The 25757-nt window shown below is 66.1% G+C and carries 19 protein-coding genes; 13 read left to right on the top strand and 6 right to left on the bottom strand.

Annotated features, from left to right (window positions below):
- A partial coding sequence (locus VGQ44_09380) for a penicillin-binding transpeptidase domain-containing protein (GenBank protein ID HEV8447023.1) occupies positions 1–590 on the top strand: 590 nt, incomplete at its 5' end.
- 226 nt (positions 591–816) lie between these two features.
- Here VGQ44_09380 and VGQ44_09375 read toward each other — a convergent pair.
- A complete protein-coding gene (locus VGQ44_09375; GenBank protein ID HEV8447022.1) occupies positions 817–1785 on the bottom strand; it encodes a hypothetical protein in 969 nt (322 codons plus the stop codon).
- Between the two features lie 274 nt (positions 1786–2059).
- On the opposite strand from VGQ44_09375, the gene VGQ44_09370 reads away from it, so the two are divergent.
- The 8 genes from VGQ44_09370 to VGQ44_09335 are packed head-to-tail and all read left to right on the top strand — an operon-like array spanning position 2060 to position 13089.
- Entirely contained in the window at positions 2060–2917 is an 858-nt protein-coding gene (locus tag VGQ44_09370) for a fatty acid desaturase (protein HEV8447021.1), read from the top strand.
- A 12-nt stretch (positions 2918–2929) separates the two neighbouring features.
- Positions 2930–3514 (top strand): CDP-archaeol synthase, encoded by a 585-nt coding sequence (locus VGQ44_09365; GenBank protein HEV8447020.1) that lies wholly within the window; start codon positions 2930–2932, stop codon positions 3512–3514.
- Positions 3511–6126: a PEP/pyruvate-binding domain-containing protein gene (locus VGQ44_09360; protein HEV8447019.1), complete on the top strand. Its 2616-nt coding sequence runs from the start codon at positions 3511–3513 to the stop codon at positions 6124–6126. Before VGQ44_09365 ends, VGQ44_09360 begins: the two co-directional genes overlap by 4 nt.
- Positions 6113–6772 (top strand): hypothetical protein, encoded by a 660-nt coding sequence (locus VGQ44_09355; GenBank protein ID HEV8447018.1) that lies wholly within the window; start codon positions 6113–6115, stop codon positions 6770–6772. Before VGQ44_09360 ends, VGQ44_09355 begins: the two co-directional genes overlap by 14 nt.
- Positions 6712–7755: a class I SAM-dependent methyltransferase gene (locus VGQ44_09350; protein HEV8447017.1), complete on the top strand. Its 1044-nt coding sequence runs from the start codon at positions 6712–6714 to the stop codon at positions 7753–7755. Before VGQ44_09355 ends, VGQ44_09350 begins: the two co-directional genes overlap by 61 nt.
- On the top strand, positions 7752–8543 hold the full coding sequence (locus VGQ44_09345) for a lysophospholipid acyltransferase family protein (GenBank protein HEV8447016.1): 792 nt from the start codon (positions 7752–7754) through the stop codon (positions 8541–8543). The genes VGQ44_09350 and VGQ44_09345 overlap by 4 nt, the downstream gene beginning before the upstream one ends.
- The gene (locus VGQ44_09340) at positions 8540–10390 is read left to right on the top strand and encodes a fatty acyl-AMP ligase (protein ID HEV8447015.1); all 1851 of its coding nucleotides are present in this window, start codon (positions 8540–8542) and stop codon (positions 10388–10390) included. The genes VGQ44_09345 and VGQ44_09340 overlap by 4 nt, the downstream gene beginning before the upstream one ends.
- Positions 10387–13089, top strand: coding sequence for a thioester reductase domain-containing protein (locus VGQ44_09335; protein ID HEV8447014.1), 2703 nt, complete (start codon positions 10387–10389; stop codon positions 13087–13089). The genes VGQ44_09340 and VGQ44_09335 overlap by 4 nt, the downstream gene beginning before the upstream one ends.
- Here VGQ44_09335 and VGQ44_09330 read toward each other — a convergent pair.
- From VGQ44_09330 to VGQ44_09315, 4 genes are all read right to left on the bottom strand, one after another.
- Positions 13057–15771 carry an ADOP family duplicated permease gene (locus VGQ44_09330; GenBank protein ID HEV8447013.1) on the bottom strand — a complete coding sequence of 905 codons (2715 nt, stop codon included), beginning with the start codon at positions 15769–15771 and terminating at the stop codon, positions 13057–13059. The genes VGQ44_09335 and VGQ44_09330 overlap by 33 nt on opposite strands.
- A 3-nt stretch (positions 15772–15774) precedes the next feature.
- Complete coding sequence (locus tag VGQ44_09325; GenBank protein ID HEV8447012.1) at positions 15775–16134, bottom strand: PadR family transcriptional regulator; 360 nt, start codon at positions 16132–16134, stop codon at positions 15775–15777.
- 177 nt (positions 16135–16311) lie between these two features.
- Positions 16312–17619, bottom strand: a complete 1308-nt coding sequence (locus VGQ44_09320) for a DUF1501 domain-containing protein (GenBank protein HEV8447011.1) — start codon at positions 17617–17619, stop codon at positions 16312–16314.
- A gap of 34 nt (positions 17620–17653) precedes the next feature.
- Entirely contained in the window at positions 17654–19534 is a 1881-nt protein-coding gene (locus tag VGQ44_09315; GenBank protein ID HEV8447010.1) for a DUF1800 domain-containing protein, read from the bottom strand.
- A gap of 177 nt (positions 19535–19711) precedes the next feature.
- Here VGQ44_09315 and VGQ44_09310 point away from each other — a divergent pair, with 177 nt between their 5' ends.
- Entirely contained in the window at positions 19712–22798 is a 3087-nt protein-coding gene (locus VGQ44_09310; GenBank protein ID HEV8447009.1) for an AAA family ATPase, read from the top strand.
- Between the two features lie 154 nt (positions 22799–22952).
- Entirely contained in the window at positions 22953–23630 is a 678-nt protein-coding gene (locus VGQ44_09305; GenBank protein HEV8447008.1) for a hypothetical protein, read from the top strand.
- A gap of 62 nt (positions 23631–23692) precedes the next feature.
- On the opposite strand, the gene VGQ44_09300 is transcribed toward VGQ44_09305, so the two are convergent.
- Positions 23693–24403: a response regulator transcription factor gene (locus tag VGQ44_09300; GenBank protein HEV8447007.1), complete on the bottom strand. Its 711-nt coding sequence runs from the start codon at positions 24401–24403 to the stop codon at positions 23693–23695.
- Between the two features lie 104 nt (positions 24404–24507).
- On the opposite strand from VGQ44_09300, the gene VGQ44_09295 reads away from it, so the two are divergent.
- Together VGQ44_09295 and VGQ44_09290 are read left to right on the top strand one after the other, a co-directional pair.
- Positions 24508–25020 carry a hypothetical protein gene (locus tag VGQ44_09295; protein HEV8447006.1) on the top strand — a complete coding sequence of 171 codons (513 nt, stop codon included), beginning with the start codon at positions 24508–24510 and terminating at the stop codon, positions 25018–25020.
- Positions 25021–25207: 187 nt separating this feature from the next.
- On the top strand, positions 25208–25747 hold the full coding sequence (locus tag VGQ44_09290; GenBank protein HEV8447005.1) for a hypothetical protein: 540 nt from the start codon (positions 25208–25210) through the stop codon (positions 25745–25747).
- Positions 25748–25757: the final 10 nt, after the last annotated feature.

Genomic DNA, 25757 nt, shown 5'->3' with positions numbered 1-25757 from the left:
CGCAGGAGTCGGCGGCGACGATTCCGGCGATGGATCCGCGTGACGCGTTCGAGCTGACGGAGATGTTGCAGGGCGTCGTGAACTACGGCACGGGCAAGGGAATCCGCGACTATGGGATCACCGGTCCGATCGCCGGCAAGACCGGCACGACGAACGATGGCATGGACGTGTGGTTCGTGGGATACACGCCGACGCTGATCCAAGGCGTGTGGTTCGGCTACGACATGCCGCAGCAGATCGGCATCAATGCGAGCGGCGGCCGTCTCGCCGCTCCGGCGTGGGCGGAGATCTACCAAGCCGGCTGGCGCGAGCCTCGCGGCGCCGATTTCGCCGTGCCTGCCGGAATGATCTCGAAGGTCGTCGATCCGACGACCGGTCAGCTCGCGACGCCGTGGTGCCCGGTCCGCACGACGCAATGGTTTCGCATCGGCGCCGAACCTGCCGAGACGTGTGCCGTGCATACGGGTCCGCCGCCGGGACAAATCGCGATCGACGCGAATGGGAACATCATCAACGTGCCTAGCCAGAATCCGCTCGAGCAGGCGGGGCGGAGTATCACCAATCTGCTCAAACGAATCATTCGTTGGTGATCGAGCTCGTGTGGCGTAGTGGCTTGGTTCCGGCCTGTCAGTACTTACGACTAGGGAACTGCAATTTCGCGGAAAAAGCCGGATTGACGCGGATACTGCAAAAAGCTGGGAATTGAAGAGCAACCGCAGACAAGATTGGAGAGATCGACGGCCTCAGCAGAGGTTGTCGATCTTTCCGTTTGTTTCCGCGCAATCCGGCTTTTCTTCCGCGAAATCCGCGGCAGTATCAGGGCTTCACCACTTCGAACGCGCTCGAAGGGACGCGCGCCAGTGTCGCCAACTCGTCGTCGCTCCAGCGAGAATCGGGAGCGCCGCTCACGTACCAGCCGGAGCCGTTGTCAGCGACGAGCATGCCGTAGCGCATCATCGCCCGCAGGATCACGCGGACGTTCGGTGAGAACGAGGTCGTGTCGAAGTTCGACTTGAGGCGGACGCGCATGCCCATGGGAGGGAGCGCGCTGCTCGTGTCGCTGCTGGCGTAGTGGCGCGCGGGTGAGACGTACGCTTTGCGTGTGCGCGGGCAGGTGAAACGGAGGGCGTGGTCGATGTGGCCCTGCGTGACGGCTTCGTCGTAGCGCACGAGGCCGGGGAAGATCGGCAGTCCGGCGGCGTCGGCGGACGTCCAACCGGCGGGGCGAAGGGCGTCGGAGCTGAGATCGAAGATGGCACCCGATCCCGCCGTCCAACTCCTGCCGCCATTGACCGGGTGCGCATCGTAGAGCTCGTAGAGCTTCCACGCGTCGATGTCGATCACGAGCACATGGCGGTCGCCGCTCGACGATGAGCCGCCTTCGATCGGCGCGTCGGGTGGAATCGGATATGGGCCAGGGTCGCTCTCGTCGGAGTAGTCGAACGAGACGGGCACTTTCGCCTGCGACGAATGCACGACGATGTACGGAATGCCGTTCGGCGCGCCGTCCCAAACGGTGCCGAAATCCGGATGAAGATTTCGCACGCCGCACGCCGCGATGAGCGTCGACGAATTCGGGTCGACCGTCGCGCTGGTGACAACGGTGTTCCAGGCGTTGTCGTCCGGGAACGGCCGCTTTCCGTTGAGCGACTCACCGCCGGTCGCCGGCGGGGACTGCGAGCCCCCCGGATCGGTGGAGGTCATGGTCCCCGGAGTCTCCGACGCGCTACACGCGAGGAGTGTGAGCGCGGCGAGCAGGCGCGTCGTGCCGAGGCGGTGGTGCATGGGGAAGTCTCGCAAAGAGCGGCACTTAGCTCCGTGCCCCCGGTCACCGCTCATCTGCCAAAGATTGCGGCGAAGTCTCCTACGCATACGTTAACTGACGTATTCGCCTGCGCGCCGTCGCTGCCTAATCTGGCTTCTGCTCATCGAAGCGCCGGAGGCCGCCGTGCATCACGCTGCCGCAGTCGCTGCACCTCCAAAACCGAGCGAGCTGACACACCTACGGCCCTCGAACGTCGCGGGTGCGTTGTGTTTCGCTGCGTGCGCGGGCATCACCGTGGCTGGATTTTGGCTCTCGCTCAACGGTTCGGTTTGGACTTGGGCGATCGGGCAGATCGTGCTCGCGCTCTCGTTCGTGCAGTGGTTCGCCGTGCTGCACGAGTGCGGGCACGAGACGATGTTCCGCACCAAGCGCCTTCACGCGGTGCTCGGCCAGGTCGCCGGATTTTTCTCGATCATCCCGTTCTACAACTGGAAGCGGGTGCACGGACGCCACCACAAGTGGACCGGGTGGCAGGACGTCGACCCGACGACGGCGGCGCTCGTGCCGCGCGAGCTCGGGACGTTGGAGCGAATTCTCGTCAACGTCTGCTGGCGATTCTGGATTCCGTTGTTCTCGGTGCTCTACCGGGTGAACAACTTCTGGAATTGGCCGCGGCTGCTCGAGCTGTTTCCGAAGCGTGAGGATCGTCGCAAGCTCGCATTGAGCTCGCTCGCGCTGGTCGCCGCGTATGTCGCGATCGTGGTCGTCGTCGGACCGATGACCGTGCTGCGGACTGCCGGCGTCGCGCTGCTGCTGACGCTCGTCGCCGAAGACCTGTTGCTGCTCAGCCAGCACACGCACATCCCGCAGAATCTGAGTCACGGCGAACAGGTGCGCCCGTTCCCGACGATCGAGCAGGAAGTGTTCACGCGATCGCTGGTCTTCCCGCGGTGGCTGTCGTCGCTGCTGCTCCACATCGACGCGCACGAGCTGCACCACATGTACCCGTACGTGCCGGGCTATCGCCTGGGCGAAGTGCGGTACGAGACGGAAAACGAGATCGGATTGTGGGCGTGGATTCGCGGCGCGCGGGCGCTGCCGGGCGAGCTCTTTCTCTTCCACAACCGGCTCGAAACGGGCGCCGACATCTAGGCGGCGCGATACATGACCCTCGATCCACTGAGCTGCGCGCTCTTTCTCACCGTCGCGTTCATCGTCGCCGGCCTCGCCCACTCGGCGTGGCTGCGCACGTCCGCTTCGCGCCGGCTTCTCCTTCCGATCGACGGCGGCGCGCGATTCCGCGGCAAGCGTGTATTCGGTGAGAACAAGACGGTGCGCGGGTTCGTTGTGATGGTGCCAGCGACGGCCGCGTCGTTCGCGCTGTTTCACGGTGTCGTCTCGCGCGTCGCGCCGGCGATCGCGAGCGATTTATGGCGGCTCGACACGGTCGGCTACGCGGCGCTCGGTGCGTGGGCGGGGCTCGGCTTCATGCTCGGCGAGCTGCCGAATTCGTTCGTGAAGCGGCAGCTCGACATCGCGCCGGGGATGGCGCCGCCGAGTCGAGTTGGGACGGCGGCGGTGTTCGTCATCGATCGGGTGGATTCGATCGTCGGGATGCTGGCCACGATCTCGCTCGTGGTGCCGACGCCGTGGATGACGTGGGCCTACGTGCTGCTGATCGGGCCAGGCATCCATCTGGCCTTCAGCGCCCTGTTGTACCGGATGGGCGTCAAGGCTCGGCCGGCATGACGACCATGTCCGTGACGCCGGTGAGCGGCGTTGACCGCGTGACCGAGCTGTGTGTGCCGCTCAGTGCGGCGACGGATGAGAGTCTCGTCGGGGCGAAGGCGTGCGCGCTCGGGCGTTTGATGCGGGCGGGCGTCGCGGTGCCTGAGGGATTCGTGCTCACGACCGGCGCGCTCGATGAGCATCTCCGTTCGGCAGGTGAAAAGCAAACTACCTCAACGCCGAGACGCGGAGACGCAGAGGAACGGCGACAACGAGAGAGTTTGTTGGGACTGCCTCTCGGGGTGGAGTTGGTCGAGGCGTTGCGGGCAAATGGAGCGGGGCTCTTGGCGCTTGGTGGGGAGCCCGTGGTCGTTCGGAGCTCGGCGATTGGGGAGGATGGCGCTGCCGAATCGTTCGCGGGTCAGTTGGAGTCGGTGTTGGATGTCGCCGATGAGGAACAGCTCGAGCGAGCGGTTCGGAAGGTCTGGGCTTCGCTCTGGTCGGAGCGGGTCGTGGCGTATCGAGCGGCGCGTGGTGTACCGGTGCGCGGGATGGGTGTCATCGTGCAGCGGCAGATCGACGCGCGCGTCGCCGGGGTGATGTTCACGACCACGTCGACCGGTGAGATGCTCGTCGAGTACGGCGCCGGCGTCGCGGACAAGCTGGTCGCCGGCGACGTCGATCCAGGGCGGGTGGCGATCGATCGAGCGAGCGGTATGGCGCGCGTGTCGAGACACAGCGCGGAGTGCGCGCTCGACGACCGTGAGATCGACCGCCTGCGTGTGGTTGGACTCGCGATCGAGACGGAGTTCGGCGCGGCGCAGGACGTGGAGTGGGCGATCGGCCGGAGCGGCGTGCTCTACGTGGTGCAGTCACGGCCGATCACCGCCCCGGTGACGATGCCCGGGCCGGCGATCAAAGGGCGACGTATTTCGTGGTCGAACGCGAACGTCAACGAGAACTTTCCGCGGCCTATCTCGCCGCTGCTCTACTCGATCGCAGCCGTAGGATACACCGAGTATTTCCGGAATCTGGCAGTGGCGTGCGGCGTGTCGGCCGCGCGGGTGCGTGCGATGGAGCGGGCGTTTCAGCGGATCATCGGCGTGCACGGCGCGCGGATGTATTACAACCTGACGTCGATTCATTCGGTGCTTCGCCTCGCGCCGTTCGGCGACGCGCTCACGAGCAGCTTCGACGCGTTCGTCGGCGCCGATGGTGGATCGGTCGAGACAAGCGACGTCGCGCGGCGCGGCAAGATTCGGCAGGCCGGCGAGGTCGCGGTCATCGTTGCGCGGGCGACGACGCTGCTGTTGCAGCTCGGGCGACGGATCGAGCGGTTCGAGAGAACAGCAGCCGACTTCGCGGCGCGCTCGGAGCCATCCCGCCTAGAGCAATTATCGCTGCTCGACCTTCGCGAGTTGCTGGCGGAGTTCATCGAGATCCGCTGCCACAAGTGGTTGGATGCGTCGCTCGCGGACGGCGCGGCGATGATCAGCTATGGCGCGCTCGAGCGACTTCTGCGCGGCGCCGGAATGGACGCGTCGGTCCACACGTCGCTGCTCAAGGCGATCCCGGATGTCGTGAGCGGCGGACCGGTCCTCCGTCTGTGGGATCTGTCTCGGCTCGCGCGGCAGGATCCCGCGCTGAGCGCGCTCCTCGAAGACGGCGACGCGCGCGCCGTGCTCCATACCGTCGACATCGATCCACGCTTCGCCGAGTTTCGCGCGGGGCTACAGCGATTTCTCGACGAGTGGGGGTTCCGGTGTTCGGAGGAGCTCATGCTCACGACGCCGAGCTTCCAGGAGGATCCGGCGCCGGTCGTGGACGTGCTGCGGGCGTACGCGAATTCCGAAGGTGAGTCGCCACGCGACACGATTCGTGCGCAGGCGCAGGCAAGAGAGCGGGAAACGCGCGCTGTGGCGTCGCGGCTCGGGTTCGTGCGCGGCACAATCCTCCAGGTTCTCCTTCCACGCGTTCACGCCGCCATCCGGTATCGCGAGCGCGCGCGGCTCAAGCAGGCGCTGCTCTACAGCCGGTGCCGGCGAATCGCGTTGGCGATGGGAAGGGAGCTCCGACGACGCGGGACAATCGCCGAGCGTGACGACGTGTTCTTCTTCACGTGGCAGGAATTGCTCGAGCTGACGGGAGGCAGCGCGATGTTCCCGGGCTCGGTGCGTGCTCTGATCACGGCGCGAACGGCGGAACACGCGCGTCTCTCGGCGACGCATCCACCGGATGCGTTCACGTTGGAAGAGGGTGAGTACTTCGACGATGCCGTCGGCGGCACCGACGGGTCGACAGGTGAACCAGGCGCCGCTTTGGCCGGGACGAGCGCGTGCGGCGGTCGCGTCACCGGTCGCGCGACGGTTCTCGAGAGCGTGACCCAGGCGTCACAGCTGACGCGCGGCGACGTGCTCGTGACGAAGCAGACGGATCCGGGGTGGGGAGCCGTGTTCCCGCTCATTTCTGGCCTCGTGATCGAGCGAGGCGGGATGCTGTCACACGGCGCGATCATCGCTCGCGAGTTCGGCATTCCGTGCATCGTCGGCGTGAAGGACGCGATGAGCCGAATTCCGTCGGGCGCCACGGTCACGGTAGACGCCGATCGAGGAGAGGTTCATGTCTTGGCGTGAGCTGATCGTCCGGTACGCGCGAGAGCGTGGGCGCTTGGGCGGGTTTGTTCTGCTCGCGGTAATCATGGCGGCCGTTGGTCGGTGGACCGGTGGCCCGGTGGAGCGGTGGACCGGTAACGGCTCGGCGTTCGAGTTGGCCGTAGGGACGCTTGCGGCGCTCGTGTTCATGCTTGCGTTCCGCATCTGGGATGACTTGGAGGATCGGCCGCGCGACGCGCGCGACCATCCGACGCGCGTGACCGTGGTCGCGGATTCACCCAAGCCGCTCGCTGCGCTGGCGATCGGGCTGGCGGTGGTGGGCATGTCGCTCGTCGTGATCGGACCGCGCGCTCTTGGGCGGCTTGCCGCGTTGGTCGCGGCTGCGATGCTGCTGGGTGCGTGGTATCGATGGCGGGGGACGCGCACGAGTGCGGTCGTGAACGGACACGTCGTGCTGCTCAAATACCCGTTGATCGCGTTTGCCGCGACGGCGTCGCCGTCGTTCGCCGCCCTTGCGTCGCTGTATCTGGCGCTCTGCATCTATGAGGTCGTCGACGATCCCGCGCTGCGCGCTTCCATCGTCGCGCGGCGGATCGCGATCTCGGAATGCGCGATCGTGTCCGCGATCGTCGTGACAGCGGCGTTGCTCGGCGGAAGGACTCCGTGACGGCGATCGCGTCGACGGCCCACGAGCGGCCGACGCTCACGCCCCCAACCGCCGACCAGTTCGAGCGGGTGAGCTGCTATCTGTGCGGCGCCGCGGACTCGTCGCCGTTCATCACCGCGGAAGACGATCTCACGGGCAAGCCGGGGCGCTTCACGTTCGTCACGTGCGTGAGATGCGGGCTGTGCTATCAGAATCCGCGCCTCACGGTGGAGCACATCAAGTCGTACTACGACGACGAGTACATCGCGCACCGCAAGAAGACCGACTGGGGTCCGCTCACCGGCTTCTTCAACTGGGCGATGGACCGTCACGATCGGCAGAAGGACAAGATCGTGAGCCGGTACGTGCGACTCGACGACGAGAGCGAGGTGCTCGACGTCGGGTGCGCCGTGGGGACGTTCCTTCAAAAGATGCGCGCGCGTTATGGGGCGCGCGCCACGGGCGTCGACTTCAAGGACCTGAGTGCCAGTCCGATGCTCGACGGCGTCGAATTCCGGTGCGGGTTGTTCTACGAGCAAGACTTCCGCGGCAAACGGTTCGATCTCGTGACGATGTGGCACTTCCTCGAGCACGACTACGACCCGATGCGCACGTTGGCGACGGCGCGCGATCTGTTGAAGCCCGACGGCCGGTTGATCATCGAGGTGCCGAGGCTGGACAGCACGACGTTCCGCGTCTATCGAGATCGTTGGCCCGGGCTCCAGGCGCCGCAGCACACGGTGCTCTACGACCGCACGACCTTCCTGCTCGCGATGGACAAGGCCGGGCTCGACGTCGTCGAGTATCTGCCCTACGGCGCGTTCCCGGCGTTCTTCTATTTCTTCGCGGGCGCGGCGTTCAAGGTGCTGCGCGGAAAGGGACTCAACCTGTCGCGCGCCATCTATCCCTATTTCCTGGGACAGATCCTCTTCTCGCCCGTGCTTGCGTTCGAGAAGCAGCTCAACTTCGCGATGCAGACCGTCGTGTGCCGGAAACGCACATGAGCAAGCTCGGCACGCAACTGCGCCTTGCCGCCACGTTTCTCTTTGTCACGCTAGGCGCGCTGGTGATGCTCCTCGTCGCCGTCCCGACGTTGTTCATCGCACGTCGGTTCTACTCCGAGGTCATGGCACGCTGGCTGGGTGAGATGGCGCTTCGCATCTGGGGTGTGCGCTATCGCGTGCACGGCGAGCCGCAGCCGGCCGACGTCCAAACGATCTACGTGTCCAACCACACGTCCACGCTCGATTTGTTCGTGCTGATCGCGCTCGCGCTGCCGCGCACGCGATTCTTCCTGAGCGGTTTTCTCAAGACGCTGCCGCCCATCGGCATCGTCGGGACGCTGATCCGGATCTTCTGGACGGTGCCGCAGGAATACCCGGAAAAACGAGTCGCGATCTTCAAGCGCGCCGACCGCATTTTGCGCGCGACGGGCGACTCCGTGTATCTGAGCCCGGAGGGCATGCGCATCACGAGCGGCGAGATCGGGCACTTCAACAAAGGGTCGTTCCATCTCGCGACGAGTCTGCACGCGCAAATCGTGCCCATCTACTTCTCGATTCCACGCGAGATCAATCCGGGGATGGGCTACGACGCCAAGCCCGGCCTGATCGACGTCTACTTCCTTCCGCCGATCGACACGTCGCGCTGGGCGATCGGCGATCTCGAACGAAATCGCGACGCCGTCCGCGATCTGTTCGTGCGCGTGCACGACGCGATGCGCGCGACGGGCCGGCTGCCCGAGTCGCTGGCGATCGAAGCGGACGCGCCTTTGCCGGCGGTCCTCGTATGAGCGCAACGCACCGCACGCTCGTCGACCTCCTTCGCGCACGTTCGGCGGAGCAGGGCGGCGACGTCGCATTCACTTTTCTCGTCGACGGCGAACACGAGGGAACGCGCTACACATTCGCCGAGCTCGACGCGCGCGCCCGCGCGGTCGCGGTGGCGCTGCGTGAGCGCGGCGTGGTTCCGGGCGAACGTGCGCTGCTGCTCTATCCGCCGGGGTTGGACTTCATCCCAGCGTTCTTCGGCTGCCTCTACGCCGGCGTGATCGCGGTGCCGGCCTATCCACCGCAGCCGTCGCAGGCGTCGCGCACACTGCCACGGCTGCTGAGCATCGTGTCCGACGCCGACGTCGCGATCGTGCTGGCGAACGCCGCCGTCGTCGACGCGGGCGCGCGCATGATGCGCGAGGCGCCCGGACTCGGCGCGATTCCGTGGCTCGCGACCGACACGCTGTCCGATGATTGCGCGGATGACTGGCGTCAGTGTGAAATCGGTCACGATAGTCTCGCGTTCCTCCAGTACACGTCGGGCTCCACCGCGTCGCCGCGCGGCGTGATGGTCTCGCACGCCAACCTGCTCCACAACCTCGCGTACGCCAGTCACGCGGCGGATCGCGATCGCTCGACGCGGTCGGTGTCGTGGCTTCCGGTAATCCACGACATGGGGCTCATCGAGGGCGTGCTCGGTCCCGTGTTCGGCGGATACTCCGCGTACCTGATGGCGCCGGCGTCGTTTCTGCATCGCCCGATTCGCTGGCTCCGCGCAATCACGCGATACCGCGCGTCGACGAGCGGCGGACCCAATTTCGCCTACGACCTTTGCGTGCGGAAAATCAACGACGCGCAGCGCGCGGAGCTGGATCTCAGCTCGTGGCGCGCGGCGTATAACGGCGCCGAGCCGATTCGCGCCGAAACGCTCGATGCGTTCCACGCGCGCTTCAAGGACGTCGGCTTCCGATGGCGGTCGTTCTATCCCGTGTACGGCCTCGCCGAGTCGACGCTGCTCGTGTCGACCGGCGGGCGAGACTACGAACCGGTGATCCACGACGTCTCGAGCGATGCATTGGCGCGCGGGCAGCTCAAGCCGGCGCGGACACGATCGAGCGCGCAGACGCGTCCACTCGTGTCGAGCGGGCCGGTGTCGTTCGGAACGCGCGTTCTCATCGTCGACTCGGCGACACGTCAGCAGTGCGGCGACGGCCGCGTCGGCGAGATCTGGGTTGCATCGCCGAGCGTCGCGCACGGATACTGGCGCCGCGACAGCGAGACGCGCGAGACATTCCATGCTCGTCTCGCATCCGGCGAGGGTCCGTTCCTCCGCAGCGGCGACCTGGGCGCGCTGCACGCCGGGGAGCTGTTCGTCGCGGGCCGGCTCAAGGATCTGCTGATCGTCCGCGGCTTCAAGCACTACCCGCAGGACCTCGAGCACACCGCCGAACGACAACATGCGGCGATTCGTCCCGGCTGCTCGGCGGCCTTCTCGATCGACAGCGATGGCGGCGAGGCGGTGGTGCTCGCGTTGGAAGTCGATCGCCGCCAAGCGCCACAGCTCGATGAGCCGGCAGAGCGCGACGCGTTCCTCGCGTCGCTCGTCGACCGCGTTCGATCCGCGATCGTGGAGCATCACGGCATCCAGCTCGCGGCGGTCAGCGTGTTGTCGCACGGCGCGGTGCCAAAGACCTCGAGCGGCAAGCTTCGCCGGCGCGCGTGTCGCGACGCGTTCTGCAACGGCTCGCTGGACGAGATCGCGCGCTGGGTCGCCGATCCACAGCTGGCTAGCCCGCTTCTAGCCGGCCGTTCGGCGAATCTCAGGTCGTACGAGCGAAGCGGCGTCGCGATGGAGACCGGCACGTGACGACCGGCGTCGCATCGCGGACCGAGCTTCGCGATCGCTTGGCGGCGGTCGTCGGTGCGACGTTGCGCGTGAACGTCGGGCACATCGGCCCGTTCGACTCGTTGTCCTCCCTCGGAATGGACTCACTCGCGGCGGTCGAGCTGACGGCGGCGATCGAGGACGAGCTTGGGATCGAGCTGTCGCTGACGGTCGTTCATGAGCATCCGAACCTCGACGCGCTGTGCCGGTTCATCGAAGGGGACGACAGCGACTCGCCGCGCGAGCGCGAGATGGATCGTATGCGAGGCGACGCGATCCTGCCGCCGGACATCGTACCTTGTCGAGGCGGTTGCCCGGCGATGCGTGACGCGCGTCGTATTCTCTTGACCGGAGCGACCGGATTCCTCGGCGCGCATCTCCTGCGTATGCTGCTCGACGAAACGCCGGCGACCGTGTATTGCCTGGTTCGTTCCGGCGCGGGGGCAGGCGATGGCCTCGATCGGGTTCGGCGCAACCTCGCGGCTTACGACCTGTGGTCCGATTCGGAGGCAGCTCGTGTGCGTGTCGTGTCGGGAGATCTGCGCCGGCCGCTGTTGGGACACGATCCACGCTCATTCCACGAGATGGCGATCGAGATCGACGCGATCGTGCATGCGGGCGCCGAGGTGAACTGGGTACGCGGATACGAGAGTCTGCGCGACGCGAACGTGTACGGCACGCGCGAGCTGTTGCGATTGGCCTGCGACGGAACGGCGAAACCGCTGCACTTCGTTTCGAGCGTGAGCGTCTGCCATTCGACCGCGGGGCCGCCGATCGTCGACGAGGGCACCGAGGTCTTCGCCGGGTTGGGCGGCCTTTGGCTCGGCTACGCGCAGAGCAAGTGCGTCGCCGAGTCTTTAGTCCGCGAGGCGGGAGCGCGTGGCTTGTCGGTGACGATCGTGCGTCCGTCGCTCATTACCGGCGACGCGTCGCGCGGAGGACGATCGAACGTGGATGACCTCACGTCGCGCTTCATCGCGGGCTGTATTCGGATGGGTGCGGCGCCCGATCTCGATTGGCGGATGGACTGCGTGCCGGCCGACGACGCGTCGCGCGCGATCGTGCGGCTCGCGCTTTCTCACGACGCCGGAGCCGCGGTTCATCACGTGGCGTCGTCGCGTCCGCGGCATTGGCGCGAGTGTGTTCTCTGGATGAGGCTTCGCGGCTACGAGGTCGAGCTCTTGCCGTACGCCGAATGGGTGGAGCGCCTCCGCGTCACGGTCGACGCGACGCATCCGCTATCCGGACTGCGTCCGTTCTTCATGCGGCGGCTTTCCACCGAGAACGGTCTCACGCTGCCCGAGCTGTTCGAGGAGTCACGCCGGTCGCGCGTCGACAGCACGAAGTCAAAAATGGCCCTTGATGCGCTCGGGGTGCGCGTGCACGACGTGGACTCGCAACTCCTGTCTCACTATTTCGACGACTTCGTTCGCCGTGGCACCGTCCCAGAGGCCGGCTCCTCTCGAGTTGCTCGACCGGCGGATGAATCACCTGTTCTCGTTCCCGGTGAAGCGTTGGAGAAAGGCCTGAGTGATTGGCTCGGCGAACGTGTTCGCGTGGAAGGAGTGTCGATTTCACCCGTCGCGACCGAAGAAAGCATCGTCGCCGAACTGACCGCGTGGCGCTCAGGTACGCAGGCCGGGCTCTTTCACGCGACTGTCAACACGCGCACCGATGATGACACGCCGCGAAACGTTCGGCTTTTCGTCAAGGCCAAATCGCCGGATACGGAATCGATCGACGTGGCGGTCGCGCTCGCGGGTCTCGCGTCGCCGACGCTCAGGGAGGAAGTCCGGCGCTTCAGCGCGGATCTGGGGCTTACGCGTTCCCACCTCCGCGAACTGGCCATCTATCAGCTCGACGATCCGCGGATTCGGGCACACACGCCCCGCTGCGTTCTCATCGACCGCGACGACGCGCGCCGGCGCTGGGTCGTCGTGCTCGAATCCATCGATGACGTGGCGCTGATCAACGCCAACGACCCTTCCGCCTGGAACGACGCCTCGATCGACGCCGCGCTGAGCGGCCTCGCGAGCATTCACTCCGCCTGGCTCGCCCGAAGGTCGGAGCTGCTGCACGAGCCCTGGCTCGCGCCGCCTCGCGATAACAGGAAGTGGGTCGAGATGTCGCCGCTCTGGCACGCGTTGGCCGAGCATGCGCACTCGCGATCGCCGGCGTTCGCGGTCAGAGGGCTCCGCCGCGTTCATCGAGAGATTTTGGAGGACATCGCGTCGTGGACCGATGCGATCGCCGCGGCACCGCGAACGTTGATCCACAACGATTTCAACCCGCGCAACGTCGCGCTTCGCCGCGACGCGAACGGGCCGCGACTGTGCGCCTTCGATTGGGAGCTGGCGACGATCGGTGCGCCGCAGCGGGACCTCGCCGAGTTTCTGTCGTTCGTTATGCCGCCGGACGCGCCGCAAGAGGCCATAGCGCGCTGGATCGAGCGATATCGATTGCTGTTGACCGTCGGGTCGGGCACCGTGTTGCCGCGCGCGGAATGGGAGGCCGGCTTTCGCGCCGCGATGTGCGAGCTACTGGTCGACCGCCTCGCGTTTTACGCCATGATCGACCGCGTGCGGCCGCAGTCTTTTTTACCACGCGTCGTGCGCAGCTGGATGAACGTGTTCGGCGGCGCCCGGCCATCACTCCGCGCCGAGCAAGGACGTGAGGGATAGTCGCCCGAACCGTCGCACCGGCGCCCACGCGGCGATGCCGGCCGTGCACAACACGGCGGCGCACACTGCCGCGTAGGCGAGCGGCCACCGAGCCTCGACACCGAACAAGAATTGCGTCAACTCGACGGACGCCACGTATGCCGATGCCGCGCCGACGAAAACGCCTATCGTCGCGGCGACCAGCACATCGCGCGATGCGGCGCGGGCCAATCGACTCATGGTCGCCCCGAGTGCAGCGCGAATCGCCAGCTCGTGGCGCCGCTCGGTTACGACTCGGGCGACGACGACGACGAGGCCGACGACGGTGAGCAGCAGGGCGATCGAGGCGAAGGAGAACGTCGCTAGCGTGTAGAAGCGTCGGTTCGCCACTTTCGCGTCGACGATGCGATCCACCGTCGTGAGCTTCATGGCCGGAGCGTCGGCGTCGACGTCGTGGAACGCCCGCCGAATCGACGGCGCCACCGCGGAGACGCCGATCCGCGATCGGGCGACGATGCACAGGAGCCGGATGGGATTCTGGGCGAGCGGTACGTACACCGCGGGCATCGGATCCTTCTCCGCAGCGACGTAGCGAACATCCGCGACGACACCGACGACTTCCACCCGCTCATCGGCCGCGAGGAGCTTCCCGACAGGGTCGACGTCGCCGAACTGCTTTTTCGCGTACGACTCCGACACGACCGCGACGAGCGGCGCGCCGAGCCGATCCGCGTCCGCGATCAACCGACCGCGTAGGAGCGGGACGCGCAACACCCCGAAATAGCCGGGATCTACGAATCGCTGATTCGCGAAGATGGGTCCCGTCGTTTTGGTCCCGAAGACGCGCACGAAGTCCGTGCCGCGAAACGGCACCGCCGACGTCAACGAGGCTTCGGTGATGCCGGGAATCGCGCGCACGCTCGAGACCAGATCCGTTTGAATTCGCTCGAGCTTCGCGGTGTCGCGGTATTCGGGACCAAGCAGTCTCGTTTCGACGGCGATGACTTGGCTACCGTCGAAGCCGAGTGGAACGCGACCGAGCCGCCAGAGACTCGTGAGTAGCAGGAGCGCCGAGACGAGCAGCATGGTTGCGATCGCCGTCTGTGCGCCGACGAGTCCCTGCCGCCAACGCACCGTTCCGCGCGCGGCCGTCGCGCGCATCGACGCGCGGATCAATGAACTCCCCGCGTCGTCGCGCGTGCCGCCGAGGGCCGGCGCCACCGCCGCGAGCAGGGTCGAGACGCAGGCCATCAAGATGCCGAATCCGATCGTCGATGCGTCCACGCCGATCTCGCCGATTCTCGGCACGCTTTCCGGAAGAAGGCGTCGCAGGACCGGCTGAAGCGCGATCGCGAGGCAGGTCCCCAGCACGGCACCGGCGAGCGACAGCACGGCACCTTCCGTGAGCAGCTGACGCACCAGCCGACCGCGACCCGCTCCCATCGCCGTGCGGACGGCAAGTTCCTGACGTCGCTCGGCGGCGCGGGCCAGCAGGCCATTGGCGATGGTGACACAGGTGACCAGCAGGAGCATCGCCGCCACCGCGCCCAGAAGACGAAGCGACGGGCGCGTATCCGCGACGATCCAGTCGTGAATCGGCTCGAGCGCAATCGCCGGACGATCTTCCGGCTTCTGGTTCGGAAACTCCAAGCCCGTGCGGAACAGACTCGCGCGTTGCTGGGCTTGGGCGACCGTGATTCCCGCTTTGAGACGCGTGACCGAGACGAACGCGATCTCGTTGCGCCCGTAACGTTCGACGAGCGACCACGGCATCATCGCCCACGCTTCGGTCTCTTCCGGGTACGTGAAGTGAAACTCCGGCGGGAGAACGCCGGCGACGACGAAGCGTCGCGGCGCTCGATCCTGCGAACCGACCGTGAGCGTGATCGAACGTCCGACGAGGCCGGTGTCCGCTCCGAACGATCGCTGCCACAGTGAATGGCTCAATACGATGATTGCCGACGCGTTCGACTCGTCGGTCGCGTTGAACAAGCGTCCCCGTTCCGCGCGCACCCCGAGAATGTCGAAGAAATTCGACGTCACGAGCGCGCCGTTCAGACGCTCGGTTCGTCCATCGCCGACCAAATCGAACGCCGCTTCGGAATTGTTCTCCCACGAGACAGCCGCGGCGACATCGCCGAGCTCCGCTGTCATTTCCTTCCGCCAGCCCATGAGCTCTTCGGTCGTCAGCAGGCCGCGGTATCGTTTCGATCTGACTTGTCCGGGTGTCGGTTTCTCGTTTGGGTAGACTCGCCAGAGCATTGCCAGCGCCGAGGGGTCGCGATATGGCAGCGGTTGCAACAAGGTCGCGCGCAGAATGCTGAACACCGCGCTGTTGGCACCGATCCCCAGTGCCAACACCAACGCGGACGCGGCGTAGAAGCGCGGCGAGCGGCGAAACAGGCGGGCAGTGAGTCGCAGGTCGGTCGCCACGCTGGCGAATCGCTCGCGTCGGTCCATGCGGGCCTCCCGGTTGCGGGCTGAGACATAGATGCGCTCGAGGGCGCCGTTCCAATCGCCGAACCTCGCGCGCGCTTCCTCTTCGGCGCGATCGCGCGGTAGTCCTCGCGAGACGAGGTAGTCGACGGCGAGAGTGAGGTGCGCCTCGATCTCCTCGCGCACCTGCGACTCGAGCGCGGCGCGCGATCTCGCGCGCAAGCGGAACCAACGCGCGCCTCGGCGTGGAATTTCGTCCGACGCCATGCCTTAGCCCGAGGCTGGGCGCGGGTCCACAGTCATGATCGCGGTGACGACCTCGCTGTAACGAAGCCAGACGTCGGTCTCTCGAGCGAGGCGTGATCGGCCCGCGCGGGTGAGCTTGTAGACACGCGCGCGCCGGTTGTTTTCGGTCACGGTCCACTCGGCGTCGACGAGCCCGCGCCCTTCGAGGCGATGCAGGACCTGGTAGGTGAAGCTGTCGTCGAGGCCGAGCTGTCCGCTGGAGCGCGACTCGAGCCAGAGGGCGATGCCGAAGCCGTGCATCGGTCCGCCGCTCAGGGCTTTCAGAACCATCATGTCGAGCGTGCCCTTCAGGAAGGCGAGCGGCTCAGCGGACGGTTTAGCCACGCGACGACTCTCCCCGTGTAGTGTACGGGGAGCAAGCTACGGCCAGGGCGCCGGATCCGCCAGATCGAGGTGACGGTCGGGCTCGCCTGTGCGGCCCGTCGCCCAAAACGAGAAATCGGACGTCTGATTTCTGACATCAGACGTCCGATTCCTTGCGTTACCGGCGTTTGCCGCCGTTTAGATGAGGCCCAACCACTTCGACTGATCCCCTTTGAATCCCGGGAACACCGCGTCCATCTTGGCCGCGCCGAGGTGCTTGAAGGCGACCTCGGAGAACACGGAGCGGAAATCGGTCGTGAGCGCGAGGTCGCGGCCCTCGTTCAACTGCTCCGGCTCGAGTCCCGGCCACTTGCCGTGGACCTTCTTTCCCTTGACGTCACCGCCGATCACGAACATCGATGTCGCGTGGCCATGGTCGGTGCCGGCGTTGCCGTTCTGGCGTGCCGTGCGGCCGAATTCCGACATCGTGAGGATCGTGACGTCGGCCATGCGGTTGCCGAGGTCCTGCACCATCGCGGCGATCGACTTGGAGAAATCGTCGAGCCTCTGCGCGAGTTGTCCCGTCGCGCCGCCCTGGTTCACATGGGTGTCCCAGCCGCCGACGTCGGCGAACGCGATCTCCAGGCCGACGTCCGCCTTGATCAGCTGCGCGATCTGCTTGAGGTGCTGACCGAACGGCGAGCGCGGATAGTCTGCCGAGTTTTCGGCGACGTACTGCTGCGGGTTCGCCGCCTTGAGGATCTTCATCGCCTCGAACATCTCGCCGCCCGCCGCGTGGACGACGTCGGCGCTGCCGGTGCGATAGAGCGCTTCGATGCGTTCCGCTTGCGTGCCGTTCGTTCGGATCGTGAACTCGTCGATGCTGTTCATCGCGACGGTCGGCGAGTCGCCCTCGAGAATTCGCGGCGTTTGCGGCGTCATTGCGACCGCCTGGAAGGGCGACCCCTTCGCCGGCGCCGCGCCATTCTGCGTGTCGTCGTGCAGCTTGCACTCGTCGCACGTGCCTTTCACGGCGAGATACCGGTTCAGCCACCCGTCGCGCGTGCCTTTGTTGTCGGGCGTGCCGCTCTCCATGTAGTCCTGCGCGTCGAAGTGCGACCGGGAGTTGCTCGGCGATCCGACGGCGTGCACGGGAGCGAGAATGCCGTCGTCCCACAACCGCTTGAACGGCGAGAGCGACGGGTGCAGACCGAAGAACCCGTCGAGATCGATCGCGGTGTTGGCGGCGCCGGAAACCGGACGCGGAATCGCGATCGTCGGGCGCATCGCGTAGTAGGCGCGCTCACCGTGCGGAACGACGACGTTCAACGCGTCGGCCGCGCCGCGCTGGAAGAGAACCACGAGCACCTTGCCGCGTCCGTTCCCTCGCAACGCGGCTCCCTTGAGCAGGTCCTGCGCGAACACCGTACGCCGCAGGAAGCTGGGATTCAGTCCCATCGTGGCCAGCGCCATGGCGCCCGACTTCATGAAAACTCGACGATTCATATCTCTATCCTCTGATGCTCCAATGCTCTCGGGCCTATCGCCGCTGGAATTCGGGGGCGCCGAGCGCGAGACCGACGACTTGTGGCAAACCCTGGAGATTCACCGGACGACCGAAGCCGGGAATCTGCGCACCCGGGCCGCGCGGGAATCCTTTTCCGTCCGGCTTCGCCTGCTGTTGAGCGCCACGCCCCCCGCCGGCGCCCCTGCGCCCAAAGTTCATCGCCGAGCTGTCGGCCATCGCGTTCGCGTCGGCCGTCGACAACATGGGATTTTCGCCGCTCATGAGAACCTGGCGCGTCTCGGACGACACCTGTCCGCCGAGCATCGACTTCACGACCGCGTCCACCTGCTGCGTGCGCGGCTGCGTGCGCAGCGATGAGAAGTCCGACCAGTTCGTGAGTGGCGCGCCGGGAATCTGACCGGCCGCGAGGGCGAGGCCGAAGTTGATTCGGTTGAGAATCGCGCCGGTATTCATCCACGCGTCGCCGCGATCGGGCCATCCATCGGGCGTCTGCCGGCCGAAGATCGGTTGACCGAGCCGTGCCACGAGCTGCGCCGTACGAGGCGTGGGATCCGGCGACGCGTTCACCGCGCGCAACGCGCTGGCCACGACTTCGAACGGCGTCTTCACCTTGGCGCGATACGCCGAGCGGCTGAAGAATTCCGGGCTCGTGACGACGCAGCGAAGCGTCTCGCGGATGTCGCCGGCTGTCTTGCTGAACGTGCTCGCACAGCGATCGACCAGCGACTTGGGCGGATCGTCGCTCACGAAATGGCGCGCCAGCTTCGTGACGATGAAGTGCGCCGTCGACGGATGACTCGCCACGATGTCGAGGACGCGCTCGCCTTCGTCTTCGCCGCGTCCCGCCGGGAATTTCTGCCCAAGGATGGTCTTTTCGCCGGCGTCGTGGATCATGGGATTGAACAGGAACTCACCGGACTGTCGGTTGAACGTCCACCCCGTGAGCGCGCGCGCCACTTCCTGGACGTCTTTCTGTGTGTAGCCGCCGTCGACGCCCAGCGTGTGCAGCTCCATCAGCTCGCGGGCGTAGTTCTCGTTCAACCCGCGCCGCGCGCGCTGCTGCTGTTGCTGCGGCACGGGACGCGGTGGAGGCGCGAAGATGCCGAATCTCCCCGGACGACGCATCGCCATCGGTCGGCGGGCCTGAGCGAGCGTCGGCTGCGTGCTGTCCGCGGCGCTTTGCCAATTGTCGAGGAAAAAGAGCATCGCCGGGCTGTGCGCCACCGCGCCCAGCAAGTCGCGGAATTTCCCGAGCGCGTGCGGACGAATGACGTCGCGGTCGTACTGCGCGAGATACAAACGCGTCTGGCCCTTTCCGGCGAAGACGCTGAAGTGATTCTCCCAGAAATCGACCATGATCTCGTTGAGCTGCCGCTCGGTCGAGATGGCGCGCGCGAGCTGCGCCGATTGGATCTGGCCGACCATTTGTTGATTGCGTTGCGCGGCCTGCATGAGCTGCGGATTCTGCGCGAGCACTTCACGACGCTCTTGCTGCTTGTTCATCGTCGTGTCGTTGCCCGCGTCGCGCTTTGCTTGCCGCTGCAGCCGCTGAAGCTCCTCGAACTGGCGCACCATGTCGCCGGTCGGCGTCGAGAAAACGGAGTAGCTCTTCAGAACATCGTCGCCCGATGGATCAGGAATTCGGTCGGGATTGAGCTGAAGGTCGATCCACTTGTCGATGCCTATCGCGCGGACTCTCTCGGCATCGCCGGGGCGCGGACCGAAGGTCAATCGATTGAGGACCTGCTGGATTTGTTCGTCGGGGAGCAACTCACCTTGCGGCGCTGAAATGGAATTGGGACTTCCTGGCGCGGCAGGACTCTGACTTCGCGGCGCCTGGGCGGCTGCCACGGAGGCGATCAGGGCGGACGACAGCAATACGAGGTGGCGCATAGGTAATCCCGGAACGGTAAGCCGCTTGGGTAGACGCCGGCCGACCCGCCTCGTTAACCATACCCGCGATCCTGGTTTGGTGCCCCAACTTCTGGTGCAAAAAGATCTTGCGGGGTTCGTTCCCGCTTCCTACGGTTGAGAACCCCCGGTTCGCCCACTCGTCCTCCTAGGAACAGAATGTCGCAGCTGTACCTGGACGCCAACGAGCTCGACGCTGCCGCCAGAACCGTCGTGGCCGAGGCAGGGCGTCGTGGCGGGGGCCCCGGCCCGGTGGCGGTATTGGTCGCCGAGATCGACGTCGAGCCGCCGCCCAAGCCGGCTGCCGATGGCGAGCCCTGGTCGCCCGATCACCTCGACGCGCTGAACCGAGAGGTGTTCGAGCTGATCGGCGCTTCGGTCCGCGGTGCGGACCTGGTCGGGCGCATCGGCGAGCGCGTGGTGGTCGTCCTCAACAACGCAAGCGCGGACGATGGACGGTCGGTCGGCGACCGCATCTGCGCCGCGGTCCGAACGCACCGTTTCTCGAACGGCTTTGGCGCCAGGACGCTTTCGATTGGTGCGGCAGCCGCACCGGATCACGGGGTATCGTACGAAGCGGTTCTCGACGCGGCGGCCGCGGCCCTCGCTCGCATTCAGTCGCAGGGGCGCGACGGTGCGGCGGCGATGCCTCCCGCGCATCACGAAGCGCTTCGCCGTCCACTCTCCATCGACCGGTTCGCCGGGCGCGTTCAGGAGCTCGCCTCGCTGAGACAATGGCTCGACGAAGTTGGCGCTGGACAGCCGAGGGTGGTGGCCGTGACGGGCGCGTCGGGTACTGGCACGGCCACGCTGCTCAGGCAGCTCGAGTCTGAGGCGAGGCTGCGCGGCGGGCTGTTCGCGTCGGTCGCGGCGCCCAAACGCACTCTGCCCAAAGCGTACGGCGTCTGGCGCGCGCTGCTTCGCGCGACGCACGTCTTCCAGCCCGCGCCCGAGCGGGAGTGGGCCGAGCTTCAGCACCTCGAGCCGGCACTCGGCGAGCTAGCGGTCGTGGCGCGCCCCGGAAGCCAGTTCCGCTTGCTCGGAGAGCTTGCCGACTATGTGCGTCTGCTCGCATCGGACCGGCCGTTCGTGCTCGTGCTCGACGAGATGCAGTGGGCGGATTCGTGGTCGTGGGACGCGCTCGAACATTTGATCGGCCAGCTCGACCGCGACCGCATCATGATCTGCCTGGCGTTCCGGACGGAGACGAGCGGTCTTGGGAGCGGCCCGCATGACAGCACCTGGATGCGACGAGCGAGCTCGCGACCCGAGCTCGCTCGACAGATCAGCATCGCGAATCTCACGCGCGATGAAGTGAAGCAGTGGCTCGACGCGGCTTTCCACCGGCAGGCAGTCGGACGCGAGCTGCTCGCGTTCATCTACCGCCACACCGAGGGGAATCCGCTCTTCATCACGCACCTGCTCCGATCGCTCGTCGAAGACGGGTACGTCTGGCACAACGGCATGCGATGGGAATGGACGCCGGTGTCGGAGCTGCGAATCCCCGCCGGGCGTCCGGCGCTGATCGGACACCGACTCGAGCGATTCTCCGCGAGCACATACGGCGTGTTGTGGACCGCCGCCATCGTCGGGCGCGAATTCGACGTTCGGCTGTTGGTCGCCGCGGGCGCCGGCAGCGAGCCCGCCGTCCGGCTCGCGCTGTCGGAGGCGTTGAGCGCGGGGCTGGTTCACCCGACGCGCGAGCGGAATCGCGGCAGCTACGCATTCACGCACGACGACGTGGCCGAGGTGTTGATCGACGGACTTCCGTCGCAGCAGCGACGACAGCTCCATCTGCGCGTCGCGCAGGCGTTGGAAAGGCTGCGACCCGATTCGACCGACGACATCGCCTTGCACTACGACGCGGCCGGCGAGCAGGCGGACGCCTACTGCTGGGGTCAGTTCGCGGCAAAGACAGCCGAGCGAGTGTACGCGTCCGGCGCGGCGAGCTCGTACCTGCAGCTTGCGGCGCGCAACGCGACGAGTCCGGGCGAGCTGGCCGAGATTCGCGTCGCGTTGGCGCATTTGTCGGAGACGCGCGGCCGTTTCGACGAAGTCGAAGAGCTCTGCGATCTCGCCATCGAGTGGTTCGACGGTCAGGGCGACGAGCGCCGGTCGCTCACGCTGCGCCGTCTGCGCGAGCGCGCGCGGATGGAGCTCGGCCAGCCGGCGCTCGTGACGCTCGAAGCGCTCAAGGTGCTCGAGGCGGAAGCGAAGCGGCTCCGCTTCGACCACGAGCACGTGGCGGTGCTGCTCATGATGTCGCAGACCTATGGCCGCCTTGGCGATCGCCGGACGTCCGAGCGCTTCGCCGCGGAAGGAGTGGCGATGGCGGAGCAGGTCGGCGACACGCTTCTCCTCGCCGACGCGGTGAATCGCTTGGGCGGCGCGATGTTCAGCGAGTCGCCGAGCCGGGCGTATTCGATTCTCGAGCGCGCGCTGTCGTTGTACGAGACGGTGGGCGATGCGCGCGGACAGGCGAGGACGTACGGCAACATGGGAGTCGTCGCGCAATTCGAGTCGCGTCTCGACGTCGCGTTCGAAGCGTACTCGAAGGCGATCACCGTCGGTCGCGCCGGCGGAATTCCCGACCTGTGGGGCGCCGCCGCTCTGAACCTCGGCGTGTTGTTGCAGCGTTGCGGCGATTACGAAAAGGCGCGCGATCTGTTCAGCGAAGCGCTCGGGTTGTTCGTCGCGGTGAAGCACAGCGAGTATCAGCTGGCCGCGCTGTTCAACATGGCGCACGCGGAGCGAGAGGTCGGACGCTGGGAATCGGCGACGCAGCTCTACGAGACGACGGTCTCGCTCGCGCAGCGGATCGGGCAAGCAGACATCGAGGCCGGGGCGACGGCCGGTGCCGGTCTCTGCGCGCTCGAGCTCGGGAAGGAGGATGAGGCTCGTTCGGCGATACGCGCTCTGCGAAGCCGCACCAAAGATCGAACCGACTGGTTCGTGGGGCGCGAGGTCGTGGAAGCCCTCCAAATTCGCGGTTACGCGGGTGATGACGAACAGCGCGATCGCGCGGTTGAACGGTTAGCCCGGTCGGTTGAGCTGGCCGAATCCACGGACATGTATTGCGCCGCCTGGCTCATCACCTCGTGTGCTGAGGCCGTCGGCCGAATCGACCGAACTCGTGTTGGCGAACTGCTGCGAGCGTATGGGGATCGAGTCAAAAAGCTCGGATACCCGGAGATGACGAGACGATTTGACGTATTGGAAGCCAGCCTGGAGCGACCACAGCAGTAGCTTTGACGCTAGCACATCCGTAGCACCGAGCTTAGCTTCGACTAACGCTCCGCCGACGGACGTGTTTGCTGGTTGTTCTAAAAAGAGATGGCTGGTGCTTATGCGGCGCTTCCCGAGGACGCTCCCGATTGCGGGAGCCGCAGTACTCGCGGTCATGTCGATCAGCTGCGATCAATCGACGACTGCGCCGAGCGCGTCAAGGCTCATAACGGTCGCGACCGATAAGCCTTCGCTCGACTTCAATTCCGGCTCGTCTTTCACCGGACTCCGCACGACATCGTTTACGGTGACGTCGGCCGGCGGGACGTTCCAGATTGGCGGGCTGTACGCTCTGAGCTTCCCGGCGAATTCCATCTGTGATCCGGCGACGAGCTCGTACGGTCCCGGCACGTGGAACGACCCGTGCTCGACGCTGGCCGACGGACAGTCGGTCACGATCACGGCGACGTACGGATTCACGAGCACCGGCTTCACGATCGACTTCTCGCCGGCGCTGCGATTCAATCCGAATACAAAAGTTCTCATCGCGACGAGCGTGTACGCGAACGCGATCACGTCGAATGCCGACTATTATTCGGCGAATCCGTCGGCGCTCCACTATCTCGGCATCTATTACCGCCCGGGTCTCGACGCGTCGTCGCAAACGGATGCCGGTTTCGACGGCAGCCTGGTCACCCATGTGAACCTCAAGAACGGCGTTGTCTGGCGGCGGATCAAACATTTCAGCGGCTACAACGTCTACACGGGTTTGCCCTGCGACCCGTCACCCGACGATCCGGACTGCATCGACGATGGCGGCCCCGACATCGACGGCGGCACCGGCGGACCCTGAGTAACGACACGAAACACGACGGCCCCGGCTCGAAAGCCGGGGCCGTCGCGTTTTCGCCGTGATCATCCGTGGGTCGCCGGAGCGCGGAGCATGTAGCCGACGCCGCGCAGCGTGTGCAGCATCGGTTCTTCGCCGTCGGCGTCGAGCTTCTTGCGCAGGTACGCGACGTACACGTCGACGATGTTGCTGTCCCCGCCCTCCACGGTCTCGTGCCAGACGTAGCGCGCGATCGCGTTGCGGCCCAGCGGCTGGCTGGGGTGCCGCATGAAGCACTCGAGCAGCTCGAACTCGCGCTGCGTCAGGGCGAGCGGCCGCGTACCGCGTTCGGCCGTCCGCGCGACGGGATCGAGAACCACGTCGCCGACGCGCAGGATGGGCGCACGCTCCGGCGTGGCGGCGCGCCGCAAGAGCGCGCGCACGCGGGCGACCAGCTCGTCCACGTCGAACGGTTTGATGAGATAGTCGTCGGCTCCCGCCTCGAGGCCGGTGACGCGGTCGGCGACTTCGCGCCGGGCGGTGAGCATGAGCATCGGTGTGCGAATGCCGTGACGGCGCAGCTCCTTCACGACGTCAAAGCCGTTTCGTCGCGGCAGTCCGACGTCGAGGATGATCAGATCCGCGGCGTTCTCGAGCGCGCTTTCGAGTCCGGCGTCGCCGTCTCGGGCCGAGCGGACGTGGTACCCCTGCTCGCGAAGGGCGCGGTCGAGCATGGCGACCAGTCGCGAGTTGTCCTCGATGATCAGAATGGAGTGGTGGTGAGCCGAGTCCGGCATCGTGGACTCAAGATCCGTGTTCGAGTGGACGCGAGCAAGCGCTGCCGCGAGGAGTGGCGCGACGCCACTTGAGTCGATGACGGGGGCCCGCTTGCTTTGGGTGCGTGAACGATCCAGTCGCGATACAAAGCCCGACGTCTCGACGTGTCGTCGCGCCGACGATCGTGGCGGGTGGTCTCGCGGCCTCGGCGTCGACCGGCGCGCTGATCGCCATCGGGCGCCGCCTCGGAAGCGTCCGACTTCCCTTCGCCGCCATCGGCGCGACGCTTGCTCATACAACTATTTCGAGTGGGTCGACGTCGCTGGTCATCGTCGGTTTGGTGGGCCATGTCCTGCTGAGCTTCGTGTGGGCGATCGCGTTTGTGGCGCTGGTCACACGAGGCTGGCGGTTGGCCGCGGCAGGAATCGTAGTCGGGTGTGCCGAGTTCGCGCTGTCGTGGATCACCGCGAGCGTGACCGGAAACGGTCTCGCATCGGTTGTGCAGCTAGGCGATTGCGTGGTGCTGGCGATCGTGATCGCGGTGTCCCTGGTGGTCGGAATTCGAGTGGCGGTCGGGCAAAACGCGTTCGATTCTCGCGCAATGCACAATTCATCGCAGGGCGAAACGCGAATGTGACCGACCGTGGTACGCCACGGTTGTAGAAGGAACATCGGATCGCGAATCGGGTTCGATTTCTTGAAGGGCCCGATGACTCGTTTGAAACTCGGAAGCACCTCGAGGCGTCGGGAAGGTGGGAGCAGTGGATTCGGAGGACAGCGGGGCAGTCCCGCAGCACCCGAAGTACCAATACCAGGAGGGGGAAATGGACATCCTCGTGATGCTCGAGGAGAACCCCGATCACTCGCCGGTATTGGCGCACGTGAACTCCGTTCCGTCGCCGTTGCATTCGTCAGAGCGGCCGTCGCGGGACATTGTGACGCTGTACGGAGAACCCAATCCGGAGTCGCTTGCGCTGGCTCTAGCGGCAGCAGTTGAGTCGCACCGAACGAGCGATGGACAGGTCGACGCAGTCCGCCATCTCGGCGTGTGGCCTGAACGGGGAGCAGTTGGAGATGCGGCATGGAGGGACCCTTCGGGGAGACTCGTAACGAGCGATCTCGAGATTCCGCTCGAGACGCTCCACTCGACGGCGAGGCAGTTGTTGGCTGAGTGCGGTCAGTTGATCCGGCGGTTGGTAGCGGGGCTGTCGATGCCGGATTGGCCGGAAGGAGCCCGACGGGCGATCAGTATCTCGATCGGGCCGATCGTTGGAATCACAGGACCGGTGTTCACCCCGCTCGAGTCGATGATCGAGCGACTCAGACTGGCAGACGCACTGGCGTTCGAGACCGAAGGAGATTGAGACAAGACCC

The organism is Gemmatimonadaceae bacterium, from assembly GCA_036003045.1.
GTDB lineage: Bacteria > Gemmatimonadota > Gemmatimonadetes > Gemmatimonadales > Gemmatimonadaceae > JAQBQB01.
This window is presented reverse-complemented; position numbering and strand designations above follow the sequence as displayed.

Excerpts from the sequence above, each read along its gene's own strand:
- VGQ44_09375 (HEV8447022.1), bottom strand. The coding sequence starts at position 1,785 with ATGCACCACCGCCTCGGCACGACGCGCCTGCTCGCCGCGCTCACACTC.
- VGQ44_09365 (HEV8447020.1), top strand. The coding sequence starts at position 2,930 with ATGACCCTCGATCCACTGAGCTGCGCGCTCTTTCTCACCGTCGCGTTC.
- VGQ44_09360 (HEV8447019.1), top strand. The coding sequence starts at position 3,511 with ATGACGACCATGTCCGTGACGCCGGTGAGCGGCGTTGACCGCGTGACC.
- VGQ44_09355 (HEV8447018.1), top strand. The coding sequence starts at position 6,113 with ATGTCTTGGCGTGAGCTGATCGTCCGGTACGCGCGAGAGCGTGGGCGC.
- VGQ44_09350 (HEV8447017.1), top strand. The coding sequence starts at position 6,712 with ATGCGCGATCGTGTCCGCGATCGTCGTGACAGCGGCGTTGCTCGGCGG.
- VGQ44_09345 (HEV8447016.1), top strand. The coding sequence starts at position 7,752 with ATGAGCAAGCTCGGCACGCAACTGCGCCTTGCCGCCACGTTTCTCTTT.
- VGQ44_09340 (HEV8447015.1), top strand. The coding sequence starts at position 8,540 with ATGAGCGCAACGCACCGCACGCTCGTCGACCTCCTTCGCGCACGTTCG.
- VGQ44_09330 (HEV8447013.1), bottom strand. The coding sequence starts at position 15,771 with ATGGCGTCGGACGAAATTCCACGCCGAGGCGCGCGTTGGTTCCGCTTG.
- VGQ44_09320 (HEV8447011.1), bottom strand. The coding sequence starts at position 17,619 with ATGAATCGTCGAGTTTTCATGAAGTCGGGCGCCATGGCGCTGGCCACG.
- VGQ44_09315 (HEV8447010.1), bottom strand. The coding sequence starts at position 19,534 with ATGCGCCACCTCGTATTGCTGTCGTCCGCCCTGATCGCCTCCGTGGCA.
- VGQ44_09310 (HEV8447009.1), top strand. The coding sequence starts at position 19,712 with ATGTCGCAGCTGTACCTGGACGCCAACGAGCTCGACGCTGCCGCCAGA.
- VGQ44_09305 (HEV8447008.1), top strand. The coding sequence starts at position 22,953 with ATGTCGATCAGCTGCGATCAATCGACGACTGCGCCGAGCGCGTCAAGG.
- VGQ44_09300 (HEV8447007.1), bottom strand. The coding sequence starts at position 24,403 with ATGCCGGACTCGGCTCACCACCACTCCATTCTGATCATCGAGGACAAC.
- VGQ44_09290 (HEV8447005.1), top strand. The coding sequence starts at position 25,208 with ATGGACATCCTCGTGATGCTCGAGGAGAACCCCGATCACTCGCCGGTA.